Genomic DNA, 17,825 nt, shown 5'->3' on the forward strand with positions numbered 1-17,825 from the left:
TTATACAAGCCATAGTGATCAAGTATTTAGTGAAGTTGGTATCGAGCTCCAATCATTAAAGAGAGAACCGAATATGTTTGGTAAAGGTGGTATGGGCAACCTGATGAAGCAGGCCCAGCAGATGCAAGAGAAGATGCAAGCGGCTCAGGCTGAGATCGCTGCCATGGAAGTGACCGGTGAAGCGGGCGCGGGCATGGTCAAGGTCACCATGACCGGTAGCCACAGCGTTCGCCGCGTCGAGATCGACCCCTCCCTGATGGAGGATGAGGTTGAGATGCTGGAAGATCTGATCGCCGCAGCCTGCAACGACGCCGCCCGTCGTGTGGAGGAGACCTCCAAAGAGAAGATGGCTGCCCTGACCGGCGGCATGGGTCTGCCCCCTGGCTTTAAGATGCCCTTCTAATGAAGTTCAGTCCCCTGGTCGATGACCTGATCAAAAGCCTGCAGTGCCTGCCTGGTGTGGGTCCCCGTTCGGCGCAGAGGATGACATTCCAGTTGCTGGAGCGGGACAGGGCTGCCGGCCACAAGCTGGGTGAGGCTCTGTCCAAGGCGATGGCGGACGTGGGCCACTGTGGCCGTTGTCGCACCTTCACCGAGGAGTCTCTGTGTCCGGTGTGCGCCAACCCCAAGCGGGGCGCGTCCGGTCAGGTGTGCGTGGTGGAGTCGCCGGCCGACGTCCTGGCCATCGAGACCAGCGGCCAGTATGACGGCCGCTACTTTGTGCTGATGGGGCACTTGTCGCCCCTGGATGGACTGGGTCCGGATGAGATTGGCCTGGATAAGCTGGAAGCGCTGATCCGCGAGGAGGCGCCTAAGGAGCTGATCCTGGCCACCAACCCCACGGTTGAGGGGGAGGCCACCGCTCAGTACATTGCCGATATGTGCAAAGGCAGCGGCATCCGCGTCAGCCGCATTGCCCATGGTGTTCCCGTGGGTGGCGAACTGGAGTATGTGGATGGCACCACTCTGGCCCTGTCGTTAAGCGGGCGCAGAGAGCTGTAGAGTACTGACACAGGTTTCAGCCTTATCTGACAGTAACTGCATAAATAATCCCGCCCTTTGTGGCGGGATTTTTATTCGGCAACTACACTCTTGGGCACACAGAGAGACCTCTACTAACACGTTAAAACTATGGGCTGCATAGACAGCTCCCCATGCCGGACGCATGGGAATAATATGGATTCGGGGTAATGGACGACGACCTACTTTTTGACCTGATCGAGCAGGCCTACGACAGTGCCATCGATGGCCAGTGGAACGACCTGCTGGATCGCATCTCTCCCGCCTTTGGCGGCTCCAAAGTCTTCCTTTCTGCCACCCGTGAACCTGATCAGGGGCAGCATATGATCTGTATCACCCATGGTCTCGAGGACTTGCTCCAGGGCTACATGAGGCAGATCCATCTTGATCCCTGTTTTCAGGTGGTGATGCAACGCCCAGACGAGGCCCTGTGCATGAGTGACAGGATAAAGCCGCGCCTGGAAGCCAGCCCTGTCTATCGCTGGTACCGGGAGATGGAGGCGGATCATGCCATTGGTCGGGTCTATCCCGTCAAGGAGCTGTCGGCCCTGTTTGCCATGAACCGGACAGCCCGCCAGCGTCAATACAATGCCGGTGAGCAGGCGGGCTTCAGCGTCCTCTCATCCCATGTGGGAGGGGCGGTGCGCACCGCCCGGGCATTGGCGGACCAGGTGCATCAGAGGCTGTGTCAGTGGCAGGCGGACAAAGTGAACAACGATGCCGCCCTGGCCATAGTGCGAGCCGATGGCAGTCCGGTGTTTATGAGCCGTGCCATGGAGGCGTTGCTGGAGAGTGACGGACCGCTGCGCTGGTACCGGGGCTGCCTCAAGCTTAAGGACCCCTGGCACGATTTGATCCTGGCCCGGGCCCATCTTCTGGCAGTGAACACCAGGGTGACCCGTCGCTTCGGCAGCTCCATTCCTGTGGGCGAACGCCGCATGCAGGTGATCCCCCTGTCCGCGTCCGTCTATGAGAACGCCAGCCTGTGGCTGATCTCCTAGGGTAACTCCAAACGCAGTGCGTCTCCCCCACTGCCGCCGGAGGAACCCTGGCTGGAGACGGCCCCTTGGGGACAGAAAGGCGAGGCAACAGCCCTCAGCACGCAGCTCCTCTGATACCAGGCACAATCGTCGTCCCGGCCTCCGCCGGCCCCCGTCTTTTCGACAAGAATTGCCGCAAAAATGGTCATCAGGGCTCAAGCCCCCCTAAAATTCTTCGGTGAGTGGTTGAAATCATTGAGGGCGACCCCATCTGAGAAAGAGAACAGATTCAATTAGACTGCCAGGAGAAATAGAGCATGTCCGTGCAACAGGAAACCCATGGTTTTCAGACCGAAGTGTCCCAGCTTCTGAAGCTGATGACCCACTCTCTGTATTCCAACAAGGAAATCTTCTTGCGCGAGCTGGTGTCCAACGCCGCCGACGCCGCCGATAAACTGCGCTACCGGGCCCTGTCCGACGCTGACCTCTACCAGGGTGACGGTGAACTGCGGGTGCGCCTGAGCGTCGACACCGACGCCGGTACCCTGACCATCAGCGACAATGGCATCGGCATGACCCGCGACGAGGTGATTGAGCACCTGGGCACCATCGCCAAGTCCGGCACCGCCGATTTCTTCTCCCAGCTCTCCGGTGACGCCGCCAAAGACTCCCAGTTGATTGGCCAGTTTGGCGTGGGCTTCTACTCCGCCTTCATCGTGGCCGATAAGGTGACCGTACGCTCCCGCGCCGCCGGCTTCGATGCCGATGCCGGGGTCCAGTGGGAGTCCGCCGGTGAGGGTGACTTCACCGTGGCCAACATCGAGAAGGCCCAGCGCGGTACCGACATCATCCTGCACCTGCGGGATGAGGAGAAGGAGTTCCTGGATGAGTGGCGCCTGAAGTCCATCATCGGCAAATACTCCGATCACATCTCCATCCCGGTCGAGATGTGGCAGGAGGGTGAGCCCGAGCGTGAGCAGGATGGCGAGACCCTCCCTGCCACCGAGGGCCAGTGGACTGCGGTTAACAAGGCCACCGCCCTGTGGACCCGCAGCAAGTCCGACATCTCCGACGAGGAGTATCAGGAGTTCTACAAACACGTCGCCCACGATTTTGAGGATCCCCTGGCCTGGGTACACAACAAGGTTGAGGGCAAGCAGGAGTACACCTCGCTGCTGTACATTCCCGGCCGCGCCCCCTTTGATCTGTGGAACCGTGAGCGTCAGCAGGGACTCAAGCTCTATGTACAGCGGGTGTTCATCATGGACGACGCCGAGCAGTTCATGCCTCAGTACCTGCGTTTCGTCAAAGGCTTGCTGGACTCCAACGATCTGCCTCTGAACGTCTCCCGTGAGATCCTGCAGGACAACAAGGTGACCCAGAGCCTGCGCACCGCCCTGACCAAGCGGGTGCTGACCATGCTGGAGCGCATGGCCTCCAACGATGCCGACAAGTATCAGAAGTTCTGGGGCGAGTTTGGCAACGTGCTGAAAGAGGGGCCTGCCGAGGACCACGGCAACAAGGAGAAGATCGCCAAGCTGCTGCGCTTTGCCTCGACTCACACTGACTCCAGTGCCGAGACCGTCTCCCTGGAGGAGTACCTGAGCCGTGCCATCGAAGGCCAGGAGAAGATCTACTACATCGTTGCCGACAGCTATCAGGCAGCCAAGAACAGCCCCCACCTGGAACTGCTGCGCAAGAAGGGCATCGAGGTGCTGCTGATGTCCGAGCGCATCGATGAGTGGCTGATGAGCCACCTCACCGAGTTCGACGGCAAGCAGCTCATCTCCGTGACCCAGGGCGATCTGCAGCTGCCCGAGTCTGACGAGGAGAAGGCCGAGGCCGAGAAGCAGGCTCAGGAGCACGAAGCGCTGCTGACCCGCTTCAAGGAGTCTCTGGGTGACAAGGTGAAGGAGGTGAAGATCTCCCAGCGCCTGACCGACTCCCCCTCCTGCATCGTGACCTCTGACCAGGACATGTCCAGCCAGATGGTGAAGATGATGAAGGCGATGGGCCAGGAGGTGCCAGAGGTGAAGCCGGTGTTCGAACTGAACCTGGAGCATCCGCTGGTGGCCAAGCTGGAGCAGGAGCAGGATGAGGAGCGCTTCGGCAAGTGGGCCGAACTGCTGCTGTCCCAGGCGATGCTGGCCGAGCGCGGCAGCCTGGAGGATCCCTCTCAGTTCGTGGCACAGATGAACAGCCTGTGGCTGGAACTGTCCAAGTAATACCCTAACCCGGGCCGGAGCCAGCCTCCGGCCCCACAGGACCCTATATGCAACAGCAAGCACAGATCCTCGAAGCGAACGCCCAGAACATTCAGCAGCTGGTGGACCAGTCCATGGACCGGCCTGTGGTGCTGAACTTCTTCTCTGCCCAGGCTCCGGAGTGTCAGCCGGTGACGGCGCTGCTGACCCGTCTGGCCACCGAGCGTGCCGGTCAGTTCATCCTGGCCAACGTCAACTGTGATACCCAGATGGAGCTGGCGGGCTACTTCCGCATCCAGGCGCTGCCGACCGTTCTGGTGCTCAGCAAGGGCCAGAGTGTCGATGGCTTCGCCGGACCCCAGCCGGACGCCATGGTGGAGCAGATGCTGGAGAAGCACCTGCCCAAGCTGTGGCAACTGAAACTGGAGCAGGCTAAAGTCCTGGCGGAGCAGAAGTTGTGGGATGAGGCACTGCCGCTGCTGCGCGATGCCCTGGCCCTGGAGGAGAACAGCGAGCTCAAGCTGGCCCTGGCGGAAGCCTATCTGCAACTGGGGCGTCCCGGTGAAGCAGAGGTGCTGCTGGAGACCATCCCCATGGCGGATCAGGACAGCCAGTACCGGGTGCTGATGGCCCAGCTGGAGCTGGCCCAGCAGGCGGCGGACACCCCGGAGATCCGCGCACTGCAGACCAAGCTCGAGGCCAATCCGGATCAGCCGGAGGTGGTGGTCGAACTGGCGGTGGCCCTGAATCAGGCGGGGCGCCAGGAGGAGTCTCTGGAGGCGCTGTTTGCCCTGCTCAAGGGCAACATGACCGCCGCCGACGGCGAAGCCCGGCGCGTCTTTATGGACATTGTGAACGCATTGGGGCAGGGCGACCCTGTGGCCAACCAATACCGCAGAAAATTGTACAGCCTGTTGTATTAGTGCTGCAAAACCGTCAAAATCGTGAAGCCGAGCCTACGCTCGGCTTATTAGGGTCTGTTGTTCTTTGGTGAGGCAGCAAAACTGCTCAGCAAAGAGAAACAGTCCCTAAGATTTGCCCCTAATAATAACCCTACCACTGATTGCCAGTGCGGTTATGGCATTAAAGTTAATGAATTTTGACCATCAGTGAACTATATCGCGCTGAATTAACCAAAAGTCTACCTTAACTGCCCTTCACATCCACCTTGGGCTGTGCCAAGATCGCCGGATCAGAAGTCAAGAGAAATAGTGAGAGGACTGTCGAATGCGCATTATCCTGTTGGGAGCGCCGGGCGCCGGAAAGGGAACTCAAGCCCAATTCATTATGGAGAAGTATGGGATTCCCCAGATCTCCACCGGTGACATGCTGCGAGCCGCCATCAAGGCTGGTACCCCCCTGGGTCTGGAAGCCAAGAAGGTGATGGACGCAGGTCAACTGGTTTCCGATGAGATCATCATCGGCCTGGTTAAGGAGCGTATTGCACAGGATGACTGTGTAAACGGTTTCTTGCTGGATGGTTTCCCCCGCACCTTGCCTCAGGCCGACGCCATGAAGGACGCCGGCATCAGCGTGGATCATGTGATTGAGTTCGACGTGGCCGACGAGGTGATCGTAGAGCGCATGAGCGGTCGTCGCGTGCACCCTGGCTCCGGTCGTGTATACCACGTGGTGTACAACCCGCCCAAGGCGGAAGGCAAAGATGACGTCACCGGCGAAGAGCTGGTGATCCGCGCCGACGACGAAGAAGCCACTGTACGCAAGCGTCTGTCCGTTTACCACGAGCAGACCAAGCCTCTGGTGGACTACTACAGCGCCGCTGCCGAGCAGGGCCTGAACCAGTACCACAAGCTGGACGGTACCCAGGCCGTGACCGAGGTGTCTGGTCAGATCGCCGAGCTGCTGGCCTAAGCTGCCGCCGACGGAAACACAAAATGTGATTCTTTTCGAAAAGCCCGCGAACAGCGGGCTTTTTTCGTTGTCTATTCAGGCAATTGTTAAACCAAACTCTGCAGTCTCACGTATACTGGCGTCAGGCCAATTTTGGATAGGTTTCATTGATGGACAAGAGCACTACTGGCGTTCTGCTGGTTAACCTGGGGACGCCCGATGCCCCGACTCCCAGCGCGGTTCGCGCCTTCCTCAAGCAGTTTCTCAGCGATCCCCGTGTGGTGGATCTGCCCCGCTGGCAGTGGTGGCCCATCCTCAACGGCATCGTGCTGACCTTCCGCCCCAAGAAAGTGGCCAAAGCGTATCAGAAGGTGTGGCAGGAGCAGGGATCGCCACTGATGGTGATCTCTCTGGAGCAGCAGAAGGCATTGGAAGCCAGGCTGCAGCAGGATATGGGCATCAAGGTGCCGGTGGCCCTGGGGATGACCTATGGTTCTCCGTCCCTCAGCGACGGTCTGGAGAGCCTCAAGGCTCAGGGGTGCGACAAGGTGGTGGTGCTGCCACTGTTTCCCCAGTACTCCTGCTCCACCACCGGCGCGGTATTCGATGGCCTGGCGGCGGAGTTTGCCCGGATGCGCACGATTCCCCACACCCGATTGGTGCGTGATTACCACGACCACCCCGCCTACATCAGTGCCCTGGCCGGCAGCATACTGGAGCACTGGAATAAGAAGGGGCGCGGTCAGAAGCTGCTGCTCTCCTTCCACGGGGTGCCAAAGCGCTTCGTGGATGAGGGGGACATCTATCAGAGCCAGTGTCTGCGCACCGCCGAACTGGTGGCGGAGCGCCTGGGGCTGTCCCGGGGGCAGTGGATGGCCTGCTTCCAGAGCCGTTTCGGCAAGGAGGAGTGGCTGACTCCCTACACGGATGAAACTCTGGAAGCCCTGCCGAAACAGGGGGTGACCGCCATCGACATCATTACCCCGGCCTTCTCCGTGGACTGTCTGGAGACCCTGGAGGAGATCGCCATCGAGGGCAAACAGGAGTTTATGGAGGCCGGCGGCAAGGCGTACCAGTTTATTCCTTGTCTCAATGCGGAGCCGGATCACATCCAGATGATGTCTGAGTTGATCCAGGCCGAGATGCAGAACTGGTAATCCCTACCGGCAACTGCTAGAATCCCGCGCCAATCCGGGCCCGTAACGGGTCCGGCAGGGTCACCCCGCCAGGGAGCGCAATGGCGCAAGGCGGGGTCTACACTAGCAAGGATGTTTCGCTCCTTTTCTGCCATGGTTACCGCCCAATGAAATTCCCTGGCCAACGCAAGTCAAAGCACTATTTTCCTGTCGATGCCCGTGATCCGCTGACCAATGAACTGAATCCGGTCATTCGTCCAAAGAACATCCACATTACCGGTATCGATCAGACCCTGGTGGACATTGAAGCCAAGGTCGACGACGACTTTATCGCCCGCCACGGACTGCGCAAAGGCAACTCCATGCTGATCGACGACGCCGCCGCTCACGCCCTCTACGAGGAGCTTAAGGGCAAGGCGCTGGTCACCAACGAGTTTGCCGGCGGCACCATCGGCAATACCCTGCACAACTACTCCACTCTGGCGGATGACCGCTCGGTGCTGTTTGGGGTGATGAGCCGCAACATCCTGATTGGCAGCTACGCCTACCGTTACCTCAGCGCCACCTCCAGCCGGGTGGATCTGAATCACCTGGAGCCGGTGGACGGCCCCATTGGGCGTTGCTTTACCCTGATCAGCCAGTGCGGTGAGCGGACCTTCGCCATCTCCAAGGGCGCCATGGATAAGCTGACCCCGGGTTTCATCGACAAGACCCTGGTGCAGAGCGGCGCCGCCCTGGTGCTGACCGCCTACCTGATGCGTGCCGGTGATGATCCCATTACCGATGCCGCCATGACCGCCATCGCCTACGCCAAAGAGGTTGGCGTGCCTGTGGTACTGACCCTGGGCACCCGCTTCCTCATTGAAGAGGACCCCCAGTGGTGGCAGCAGTTCATCAATGACCATGTGGACGTACTGGCGATGAACGAGGAGGAGGCGGAAGCCCTGACCGGTAAGCGCGATATCCTGCTGGCCTGTGAACAGACCCTGGAGTGGTGTGACCTGGTGCTGTGCACCGCGGGTCCTGCCGGCCTGTACATGGCCGGTTACTCCAGCGACGAGGTGAAGCGCCCCACCAGCCACACCCTGCTGCCAGGCTCCATCCCCGAGTTCAACCAGTACGAGTTCTCCCGCCCCATGCGCAAAGAGGACTGCGAGCAGCCGCTGAAGGTGTTCTCCCACATCGCTCCCTTTATGGGCGGCCCGGAGAAGATCCGCAACACCAACGGTGCCGGTGACGGCGCCCTGTCGGCCCTGCTGCACGACATGGCGGCCAATTTCTACCACAAGAAGAACCTGCCCACCTCCAGCAAGCATCGTTATGATGGGCTGTGTTACTCCTCCTTCTCTCAGATCTGCAAGTACGCCAACCGGGTGAGCTACGAGGTGCTGGCCCAGCACTCTCCGCGACTGTCCAGGGCGTTGCCTGAGCGAGAGGACAGCCTGGAAGAGGCCTACTGGGAGCGTTAATCCGTTTCCTGCATCAACAAAAGCCCGGCTTGTGCCGGGTTTTTTTATGGATCAACCCTGGGATAAGCAATCTGTGTTTTCAAGTCATGCTGGGGCTGATGACAGGACGCACTCTTCATAGCTCATCAAGGCCGTTTAGGTAATTCTCGGCCTGAGCCAGCACCGCTTGCTGCTGATCCGGATCCATACCGAACCAGTGACGGTAGATCATCCCCATCCTGGGGTGGTGAGCGAAGCGTTCGCTGTGACGGTTGATAAAATGCCAGTAGAGGCTGTTGTAGGGACAGGCGTTGTCACCCACTTTGGCTTTGGGGTCGTAGGCGCACTGGCGACAATGGTTACCCATCTTGTTGAGGTAGTTGGCACTGGCGGCATAGGGCTTGGTGGCCAGTACGCCGCCGTCGGCGTATTGACTCATTCCCCTGGTATTGGGCAGTTCGACCCACTGGAAGGCGTCGACGTAGATCCCCAGGTACCACTGGTCCACCTCATCCGGGGCGATGCCCGCCAGCAGACAGAAGGTGCCGGTGACCATCAGTCGTTGGATGTGATGGGCGTAGCCGTAGTCCAGCGACTGGCCGATGGCCTGGGACAGGCATCGCATCCGGGTCTCGCCGTTCCAGAACCAGGAGGGTAGGGGCCGGTGGGCCTCCAGCTCGTTCAGGCGCTCGTAGTCGGGCATCTTGCTCCAGTAGATCCCCCTGACATACTCCCGCCAGCCGAGAATCTGACGGACAAACCCCTCGACCTGAGTCAGTGCCACCTCTTGCGGGTGATGTTCATGGGCGGCGATGGCCGCCCGGATCACCTCCATGGGGTGGAGCATCTTGGTGTTGAGGGCGAAGGAGAGTCGGGCGTGATACAGGGTCCAGGCGTAGGGGCCGCTCTCCGTCAGGGCGTCCTGAAACTGACCAAAGTGCGGCAGCAGAAAGCGGCAGAAGTGCTGAAGCTGCTGCAATGCCTGCAGTCGGGTTACCGGCCAGATCAGCTGCTCAGGGCAGCGCCCCAGGGTCTCTACGCCGTGGCGCTCTATCCGTATAAGAGCGGCGCGGCAGTCATTGGCAAACAGGCAGGGGCTGGGGACCGCCAGGGCTTCCATATCGCTGATGGGGTTTCGGTTTCGGGCATCGTAGTTCCAGTGCCCGCCCTTGGGCTGGTCTCCATCCATCAACAGATCCTGCTCCCGACGCATCCGGCGGTAGAAGGTTTCCATCTTCATCGGACGGTCTGCGGGAAAGTAGTCGCCGAGCACCGAACGGGGCAGCAGGAAGTGTTCGCTCTCGACAGACTCGACCTCGATTCCCGGCAGGCACATCTGTGCCAGTTGCTGCTCCAGACGAAACTCATCGGGAGACTGATACTGCAGCCTGGTGATCTCGTGGAGGGCACAGTGGTGCATCAGCAATTGGGGCAGGGAGTCGAATCTCTGGGTTTCGTCCAGGGTCAGGTGCAGCACCTGGTGGCCCTGGGCTCGCAGGTGACGGGCAAAGGCCTCCATGGCCAGGAAGATGGCGGCCACTTTCTGCAGGTGATGGCGGACGTAGCCGGTCTCCTGCTTCAGTTCGGCCATCAGATAGAGGCAGTTGGGGTCGACCTGCTCGAACCAGGAGTGGTGAGTATTGAGTTGATCCCCGAGGATCAGCCTGAGGGTGGAGGTCATGACGCCTCCCCCGGCCAGTCAACGGGGCTTTCCGTGAGCGCCACAGGGGTGTCGCCTCGCCACTTGTGGGTGTAATGCCCTTTGGGGTCGTGCAACTGGCTCTGTTTGTTCAGATCAAAATGGCGTCCCCCACGGGGATCGGCGCCGACACCGGCGATGTACTGCCAGTTTCCCCAGTTGCTGCCGACGTCGTAGTCGATAAGCTGCTGCTCGAAGTAGGCGGCGCCGCAGCGCCAGTCCAGTTGCAGTTCATTCACCAGAGCGCTGGCCACCAGCTGACGGCCTCGATTGGAGAGGTAGCCGGTCTCGTTGAGTTCATGCATGCAGGCGTTGACCAGCGGGTAGGGGGTGCTGCCCTGGCACCACTGGCTGAACCGGGTCGGGTAGAAGCTGGTGAGCGGTCGTTTCTGACCGATGCCACTCACCTGGAACAGCCGTCGGCCCCATTTCAGGGCGTACCACTGGAAATACTCCCGCCATAACAGCTCCCGTTTCAGCCACTCTGTGGAGGCGTTGGCGCCCCAATTCTGTTCGTAGTGACACAGCGCCTGCCAGATGCGGCGGGGCGAGAGGCACCCTGCGGCCAGCCAGGGAGACCACTTGGCGGAGTTCTGCCATCCCTCCAGGTCGTTGCGGGTTTCCTTGTAGTGCCCGGGGGCCGGACCGTCCAGATAGTGAGCCAGCTGCCTCTGCCCCTGCGATTCGCCGCCAATAAAGGGCCGGAGTCTGTGCTGGCGGATGTGGGGCCAGGGGGTCACCTCCGGTGGTGAGCCGGGCAGGCGCTGGGGGACAGGAAGCGGTGTTTTGACCTCTATGGGCAGCAGGGCGCGGCGAAACGCGCTGTAGCTGGAGGGAAGCCTGTCTATGTCAAAGGGAAGCTGCTCCAGCTGGAACAGGGTGTGACCATCAACATATTCCAGAGTGAGGCCGGGATGGCGGCGAGTGAGGTGCCAGCTCAGTGCCTGTTCGTCGCTGGCCAGGGGGCGCTGCCTGACCAGGTGAGTGACCCTGTGGCGTTCAATCAACCGTGACAGGGCCGGAATGGCCGGCTGTCGAATCAGCACCAGTTGTTGTCCCAGCCTGGTCAGTGCGTCGTGCAACTCCTGGCGGGCCTGGTGTAGAAAGTGCTGGCGACGGTGACCAATTCTGTTTAGGCCGTAGGGGCCAGGCTGGCCCAGAGGGTCTCCCAGGGCGACGCACAGCATCTGCCCACCGAGTTGAGTGGCCCTGGCCAGCAACGGATTGTCATCCAGCCTCAAATTGTGTTCAAACAGCACCAAAATAGTCATTTAAGTTTCACTGCTCTTGCCAATTAAGTAAGATTGCGGCTCTTCTCTGTCTGTCTACGGTGACTCCATGAAACGGATCCTTCCTATGCTATTGACCACAATCCTGCTGGGTTGTGCCGCAACACCCGAAAATAATGGTCATGCCCTGTTCCAGGGGTTCGATGATTTCCGCCCCGGTCCACCTGGTGGTGTCGATCTGGTGTGGGCGGGTAAAGGGATCAATTCCATGGAAACTTTCAGAGACAAACTGAAAAACTACAACAAAATCAAGTTGGACCAGGTGTGGGTGGTGGTGGATGAAGACTATCCACTGGATGACGAGCAGGTGGCGGAATTGACCGAGTATCTGACCCAGGCGTTGTTAGAGCGTCTTGAGGGTCGATTCACCCAGGTGGAGACGGCGGACGCCCAGACTCTGAGGCTGAGCCTGGCCCTGACCAATATCGAAACCCCGAACCCCATATTGGCGGTAACCAGCACCCTGTTGCCTGTGGGCCTGGGGATCTCGACCCTGTCCAAGGTGGTGACCGGTGAGCACACCAATGTGGGTGAGGGCACGGTGGAACTGCTGGTGAGGGACGGTGCCACAGGACAACCCTTGGTGGCCGCCATCGACCGGCGTCAGGGGGACAAGGATCTGGACAACCTGGTGGACCCCATTGCCGGCATCAAAGGGGCCATCGACTGGTGGATCGAAAGATTGGGGCAAACCTTTCGAGAAAGTAACTGAAATACAACAAGGAAATTAAATTAGATACAGGTCGGGCTTTTCTTGTAACAGCAACGTTATATACTGGCTGGGTTTTAGGGGATCGGTATATGCGCATTCGTGTCTCTTGCTGGTCTGTTTCTTAGTCGAATTCTGAGAGTGGTCGGAATGAAAGAAGTTGCCTTCCGTTGGGTGGATAAATGGCTTATCCACCTGAACCTGAGAGAGAAATTTTACCTCCTGTTCCTGCTTCCCCTGATTACCCTGTTGTTTGCCGGCTGGGTCCTGACCCACCAATCCAACCAGTCACAGAAACTGGACAGTCTGCAACAGCAACAACTGGTGTCCCAACTGCTGAGTGCCAGCTCGGTGTCTGCCGATGAGGCCCGGACTCTGCTTAAGGAGAGCGGTTTGCGGGTCGAGGGGCAGGGCAGCAACTACCAGGTGGTGGCGGACACTCAGCCCGGACTGCTCAGCCAGGTCTCCGGCTGGCAGTGGGTCCTGCTGGGCACCCTGCTGCTGCTGAGCCTGATGACCAGTTACTACATCATGACCTTTATTGGCGGAGCCATGTTCAGTACCTATAAGGCACTGAATAACCTGGCCGACGGTGACCTGGTACAGCGACTCAATTACTTCCCGGTACGGGATGAGTTCAGTCTGCTGGCGATCACCATCGACAAGGTGACCGAGCGCGAGCAGCAGTTGGTGCTGGAGATGAAGAACGCCGCGTCTCTGCTGACCAATATTGGCGATGAACTGGCGGCCATGAGTCAACAGTCCGAGGTGCTGGCGGAAGACCAGCAGTCTCAGATCGACGGCCTTGCCGGTGCCAGTGTGGAGATGGAAGCCTCGATTCGAGAGGTGGCCGCCCACTCCGAAGACTCCTCCACCCTGACCCAGGACGCGGCTCAGGCCTCCAGCCAGGGGCAGCAGAAGGTGGACCAGACCCGTGGTGCCATCGCCAGCCTGGCCGAGGAGATTGAACAGGCTCAGCGTGCCGTCACCGATCTGGATGCCAGTACCGTCGAGATTGGTAAGGTATTGACCACCATTAATGCCATCAGTGAGCAGACCAACCTGCTGGCGCTCAATGCCGCCATTGAGGCCGCCCGTGCCGGAGAGCAGGGCCGGGGCTTCGCCGTGGTGGCTGATGAGGTTCGCACTCTGGCCAGCAGCACTCAGCAGGCGACCGTGGAGATCCAGGGGATGGTGGAAGGGCTGCAGAACCACAGTAAAGGTCTGCTGCAGGTGACCGAGAGCACGGTGAACAATGCCCACCAGAGCCAGGCGTTGATGGCTGCGGTCCATGGTGAGATTGAGCAGATCAGCGGCCTGAACGTCACCATCTCCGATCGCAGCGCCGAGATCGCCGCCGCGGCGACCCAGCAGGGCAGTGTGGCCGCCGAAATCGCTGCCAGCCTGGAGCGGGTGCGTACCCAGTCCCATGAAGTGGTGGGGATGATTCGCGACAGTGCCTCCAATGTGGAGCGTATTGCCCAGCAGGCGACGGTGATTGAGGGCTTGGTAAAAGACCTCAAGGCCTAGGCCTGTCTGTCGAAGCAGAGCCGCCGCAAGGCGGCTTTTTTGTGTCTGGCCCCAGAGGCAACATCTGATACCATAGGTGTTAATGAACTGAGTTTAAAAAGGAAATGTCATGCTATCCCTGCTGATGCTGGCGGCAGCCCCCCAGATGAGCGATATGGATGCCTGTTTGTTGAGTGCGGTAAAAGAGGCCAAGGGTGACGTTACCGTTGCCGAGTTGAGGGTCATCTGTGAGGAGAAGCTGAATCCCGGGCGAGAGCTTCACGACAGTGCCCTGGAGCACCGCATCGCCGAGGAGCGCATCAGTAACGCCTCCGACTTCAGCCTGACGGCTCACAAAAATAACTACATCCTGCCCTTCAGTTACAACCAGACGCCCAATCAGGCCCCCTTCGACCCGGATGAGCTGCCGCTGCAGCATATGGAGATGAAGTTCCAGTTCAGTTTCAAGATGCCCCTGACGGTGCCCCTGCTGAATGAGAGCGGCCGGCTGTTCTTTGCCTACACCAACCAGAGCTGGTGGCAGGCCTACAACAGCGATTACTCGGCGCCCTTCAGGGAGACTAACCACGAACCTGAGTTGTTCTGGGTGCAGCGAGCCGGCTGGCAGTTGGGTGAGTGGCAGGTGCCGTTCTGGGGGCTGGGGATCAACCACCAGTCCAACGGTCAAAATGGCGAGAAAAGCCGCTCCTGGAACCGCATCATCGGCACCCTGGTGTTTGAGAAGGATGAGTGGACCGTGCTGTCCAAAGCCTGGTACCGATTGCCAGAGGTTGAGAAGGAGTCTCCGGAAGACTCCAAGGGGGACGACAACCCGGACATCCTCGATTACCTGGGCTATGGCGAACTCGGCGTGGTCTACAAGTATGAGGATCATACCTTCAGTGGCCTGTTCCGCAATAACCTGGACTTCGATGACAATCGTGGAGCGGTGGAGCTGGGTTGGAGCTTCCCCATCGGCAACAAGGTGCGGGGATATGTGCAGTATTTTTACGGTTATGGCGAAAGTCTCATCGACTACAACGTCCGCTCCAACCGTATCGGCATCGGGCTGGAGATGACCCCCATCCTCTAGCAGCGTCACACAGGCAAAGCCGCCCCGGATGGGCGGCTTTGTTGTCTCAGTCCCCCTGCGAGGGCGCAGTGGCGGTTTTGCCATACCAGTTGACCTTTCGGGTCATCATCATCAGCAGGCTCAGCACCGCGAAACAGAGTATGGAGCCCATTAGCAGGGCGTAGCTTTCCGCCTGGAGCAGGCCGAACAGCAGGCCATAGAGCAGCACCAGGCAGAATGAGAACAGGGTACCCTGGCGGTTGCCCAGAATTCCGGCCACATAGCTGCCCAAGAGGGCGACAGAGGCCAGGGAGGCGGCCGCATAAGCCAGGTTGAAGCCGATGTGCTCGCTCAGGGAGAGCAGCAGCAGGTAAAACAGGGCCAGGGCCAGCCCCACAAAGCTGTACTGAATGGGGTGAATGGGCCGGGATTGCAGCAGCTCCAGCAGGAAGAAGGTGGCGAACACCAGGGCGATGACCAGTACGGCGTAGTTGATGGCCCGGTGGGACTTCAGATAGTGGTCCACAGGGTCGATCAGTCTTACGCCCATCTGCCTCCCGTGCAAGGCGCTGCATTGGCCACTGTTCTCCAGGCAATTCAGCATCAATGGTTCGATGTTGGTGGAGAAGTTATTGGTCTTCCACTGGGCGGTGAAGCCGGTATCACCGACCGAGGAGGCCACCGGCAGGTAATCGCCGACAAAGCTGGGGTGGGGCCAGGGGGAGTTGAGGCTCAGGGAAGACAGCTCCCCCACCGGGGTGACCTTCAGGGACTCCATGCCGCCCAGGGTCAGGTTCAACGAGAAAGGGACAGGCTGGGTGATGTCCAGAGTGGCCAGGGGCAGCTCGGTACCGATCCCCTGAGGCCAGGACCTCAGGCCGGTGCCTGGTTTCATGGCCAGTTTCTGGCCGCCCAGGCTAAGGGGGCTGAGGTCGCCGATGCCACGGCTGTCGCTGATGGCCATCACCAGAGACACTGACTGAATGTCATCGCTGGCCAGGGTGCTTAGCCAGGAGAGATCGAACTGCCCCTGAATCTGGGCATCGGCCTGATAGAGGCGGGCGGTGTAGATCCCCCGGTATTTTTCGTGGGTGAGCATCTGGGCATCCAGCTGGAAGCGTTTGGGCAGAATCAGTTTTTGTCTGGCCAGAGGGCGGCCGCGCGTGTCCCGTTCTTTGGGGTCCAGATAACGAATGTGGACCAGGGGCCCCATCAATTGCTGTTCGCCGGCGCTGCTGCTGGCGATTTCGTCTCGCACCTCCTGCTGTCGTTGGGCCCGTTCGCTGGAGATGCCACTGATCAGGTTCAGGGGGATCTGCAGCAAGATAAACAGCAGCACTATGTAGCCAAATTTGGTGCTGATGTTGTTTTTAAAGATCGATTTCATCTCTGCTCTCCTTGTTTTTTTCCACTTTAACGGGGGAAGTTGGAGAGAGAGTGGAGCCAGTATGGAGAGTTTATGGAGTTGGGAAAATCAGGCTGACGCGGACCCCGCCCTCCACGTTTTCTATGGCCAGATCGGCACCATGAAGCTTGGCCACCTGGGCGACAAAGTTCAGCCCCAGTCCGGTGTTCTTCTGACCATGCTCTCTGGGCAGGGAGAAGAAGCGCTCAGTCAGTCTGGGCAGGGCATAGTCGGGGATGGCCGGCCCCTGATTGAACAGCGAGACTCGCCATGAATGTTGCTCTCGTGTGGCCTGCCATTTCAGCAAGCCTCGCTGAGGAACAAACGCCAGGGCGTTGTCCATCAGGTTGAACAGGGCCTGGCGCAACAGGAAGGGATCGCCTCGCAGTTGGGCGTCGTCCGGTATGTCGACTTCAAGATTCAGCTGCCCTTGCTCAAGTCGGGCAGAGGCGCTCTGAATCACAGGCTTTAGCAGTTCACCCAGCGCCAGAGTCTGGCGCTGGTCCAGCTGGGGCATTGTTTCCAGCTTGGCCAGTTCCAACAGCCTCTCCACCAGTTGCTGCATCCGGGTACTCTCCCGCTCGATGTTGCCGGCAAACTTCAGCCGTTTCGCTTCCGGCAGCGGGGATTGCAGAATCTCGCCGGCGCCGCGAATGGCCGACAACGGGCTCTTGAGCTCATGGGTCAGGGTCTGAACATACTCCTCCACATACTGCTTGCCATCGAGCTGGGTGCGCAGGGTCTCCAGGGCATTGCTCAGGGCGCCGAACTCGAAAAACATCCGAAAGCGGGGTTTGTCCGCCTTCTCGCCTCGTCCCATCTGCCGGGCGTAGTGCTCGAGCCGACTCAGGGCGGTGTTGATGCGCCAGGAGACCAGGGCGCCCGCCAGCAGCACCAGTGTGGTCATCAGCACCAGCCAGAGCAGCACCTTGCGTTTGGACAGGTCGATGAAGGGCTGGACTGAACGGTTGGCCTTGGCCACGGTGACACTGCCGATGATCTCTGTGCCGTCATAGATGGGGGCGGCCACATGCATCACGGTGGAGAGGGGATCGTCCGGGTCCAGGGCGGTACTGCGGGCACCGTACTGACCGCGCAGGGTCAGGTAGACGTCATTCCACTGGGAGAAGTCGGCACCGATGTCCTGCTGCCAGGAGTCGGCGACCACCTGGCCGTTGCGGTCGGTGACATAGATGCGGTGGCTGATGGATTTTTTGCCGAACTCCCAGATACGGGCCTTGGGCTGGCGGAGGCCATAGGCGGCGATCAGCTCGGCAAAGCGGCTCTGGCCCAGCTCGCCCTGGCTCATCTCCTCGGCGGCCAGCACCGCCAACAGGTTGGCGACGTCCACCAGGGTCTCTTCGGTGGCCTGGCGCACCGTCGGTTTGAGCTCCTGGATCACCGATTTGGTGACCAGGTAGCCGGTGAGGGCCACGGGCAGCAGAAACAGCAGAAACAGGCGCAGACCCAGGGGGATTCTTGGCCAGCGTCTCATCGGTTTGC

General features: G+C 59.8%; 15 protein-coding genes. 11 read left to right on the forward strand and 4 right to left on the reverse strand.

Annotated elements, in window-relative coordinates:
• The first annotated feature begins 73 nt into the window (after window positions 1-73).
• The 8 genes from G505_RS0102125 to G505_RS0102165 all read left to right on the forward strand — a co-directional run bounded on the left by G505_RS0102125 (window position 74) and on the right by G505_RS0102165 (window position 8,660).
• Window positions 74-403, forward strand: a complete 330-nt coding sequence (locus tag G505_RS0102125) for a YbaB/EbfC family nucleoid-associated protein (RefSeq protein ID WP_028108078.1) — start codon at window positions 74-76, stop codon at window positions 401-403.
• Entirely contained in the window at window positions 403-1,002 is a 600-nt protein-coding gene (gene recR / locus G505_RS0102130; RefSeq protein ID WP_028108079.1) for a recombination mediator RecR, read from the forward strand. Before G505_RS0102125 ends, recR begins: the two co-directional genes overlap by 1 nt.
• Before the next feature lie 188 nt (window positions 1,003-1,190).
• The gene (locus G505_RS0102135; protein WP_028108080.1) at window positions 1,191-2,021 is read left to right on the forward strand and encodes a hypothetical protein; all 831 of its coding nucleotides are present in this window, start codon (window positions 1,191-1,193) and stop codon (window positions 2,019-2,021) included.
• A gap of 296 nt (window positions 2,022-2,317) precedes the next feature.
• A complete protein-coding gene (htpG, locus tag G505_RS0102145; protein ID WP_028108082.1) occupies window positions 2,318-4,225 on the forward strand; it encodes a molecular chaperone HtpG in 1,908 nt (635 codons plus the stop codon).
• Between the two features lie 47 nt (window positions 4,226-4,272).
• Window positions 4,273-5,127 (forward strand): tetratricopeptide repeat protein, encoded by an 855-nt coding sequence (locus G505_RS0102150; protein WP_028108083.1) that lies wholly within the window; start codon window positions 4,273-4,275, stop codon window positions 5,125-5,127.
• Window positions 5,128-5,431: 304 nt separating this feature from the next.
• Complete coding sequence (gene adk / locus G505_RS0102155; protein ID WP_028108084.1) at window positions 5,432-6,076, forward strand: adenylate kinase; 645 nt, start codon at window positions 5,432-5,434, stop codon at window positions 6,074-6,076.
• Window positions 6,077-6,225: 149 nt separating this feature from the next.
• Window positions 6,226-7,212: a ferrochelatase gene (gene hemH, locus G505_RS0102160; RefSeq protein WP_028108085.1), complete on the forward strand. Its 987-nt coding sequence runs from the start codon at window positions 6,226-6,228 to the stop codon at window positions 7,210-7,212.
• A 146-nt stretch (window positions 7,213-7,358) separates the two neighbouring features.
• Complete coding sequence (locus tag G505_RS0102165) at window positions 7,359-8,660, forward strand: inosine/guanosine kinase (protein ID WP_028108086.1); 1,302 nt, start codon at window positions 7,359-7,361, stop codon at window positions 8,658-8,660.
• 115 nt (window positions 8,661-8,775) lie between these two features.
• Here the strand turns inward: G505_RS0102165 and G505_RS0102170 are convergent, their stop codons facing one another.
• Together G505_RS0102170 and G505_RS0102175 are read right to left on the reverse strand one after the other, a co-directional pair.
• Window positions 8,776-10,320, reverse strand: coding sequence for a cryptochrome/photolyase family protein (locus G505_RS0102170; protein ID WP_028108087.1), 1,545 nt, complete (start codon window positions 10,318-10,320; stop codon window positions 8,776-8,778).
• Window positions 10,317-11,609, reverse strand: a complete 1,293-nt coding sequence (locus tag G505_RS0102175) for a DASH family cryptochrome (protein WP_028108088.1) — start codon at window positions 11,607-11,609, stop codon at window positions 10,317-10,319. Before G505_RS0102175 ends, G505_RS0102170 begins: the two co-directional genes overlap by 4 nt.
• An 85-nt stretch (window positions 11,610-11,694) precedes the next feature.
• On the opposite strand from G505_RS0102175, the gene G505_RS0102180 reads away from it, so the two are divergent.
• The 3 genes from G505_RS0102180 to G505_RS0102190 all read left to right on the forward strand — a co-directional run bounded on the left by G505_RS0102180 (window position 11,695) and on the right by G505_RS0102190 (window position 14,938).
• The gene (locus G505_RS0102180) at window positions 11,695-12,339 is read left to right on the forward strand and encodes a DUF3313 domain-containing protein (RefSeq protein ID WP_245568321.1); all 645 of its coding nucleotides are present in this window, start codon (window positions 11,695-11,697) and stop codon (window positions 12,337-12,339) included.
• 147 nt (window positions 12,340-12,486) lie between these two features.
• Window positions 12,487-13,866, forward strand: coding sequence for a methyl-accepting chemotaxis protein (locus G505_RS0102185; protein ID WP_028108090.1), 1,380 nt, complete (start codon window positions 12,487-12,489; stop codon window positions 13,864-13,866).
• Window positions 13,867-13,975: 109 nt separating this feature from the next.
• Window positions 13,976-14,938: a phospholipase A gene (locus G505_RS0102190; protein WP_028108091.1), complete on the forward strand. Its 963-nt coding sequence runs from the start codon at window positions 13,976-13,978 to the stop codon at window positions 14,936-14,938.
• A gap of 46 nt (window positions 14,939-14,984) precedes the next feature.
• Here the strand turns inward: G505_RS0102190 and creD are convergent, their stop codons facing one another.
• Both creD and creC read right to left on the reverse strand, forming a co-directional pair.
• The gene (gene creD / locus G505_RS0102195; RefSeq protein ID WP_028108092.1) at window positions 14,985-16,304 is read right to left on the reverse strand and encodes a cell envelope integrity protein CreD; all 1,320 of its coding nucleotides are present in this window, start codon (window positions 16,302-16,304) and stop codon (window positions 14,985-14,987) included.
• A gap of 70 nt (window positions 16,305-16,374) precedes the next feature.
• A complete protein-coding gene (gene creC, locus G505_RS0102200; protein ID WP_028108093.1) occupies window positions 16,375-17,817 on the reverse strand; it encodes a two-component system sensor histidine kinase CreC in 1,443 nt (480 codons plus the stop codon).
• Window positions 17,818-17,825: the final 8 nt, after the last annotated feature.

The sequence above is a fragment of the Ferrimonas futtsuensis DSM 18154 genome, assembly GCF_000422645.1.
Taxonomy (GTDB): domain Bacteria; phylum Pseudomonadota; class Gammaproteobacteria; order Enterobacterales; family Shewanellaceae; genus Ferrimonas; species Ferrimonas futtsuensis.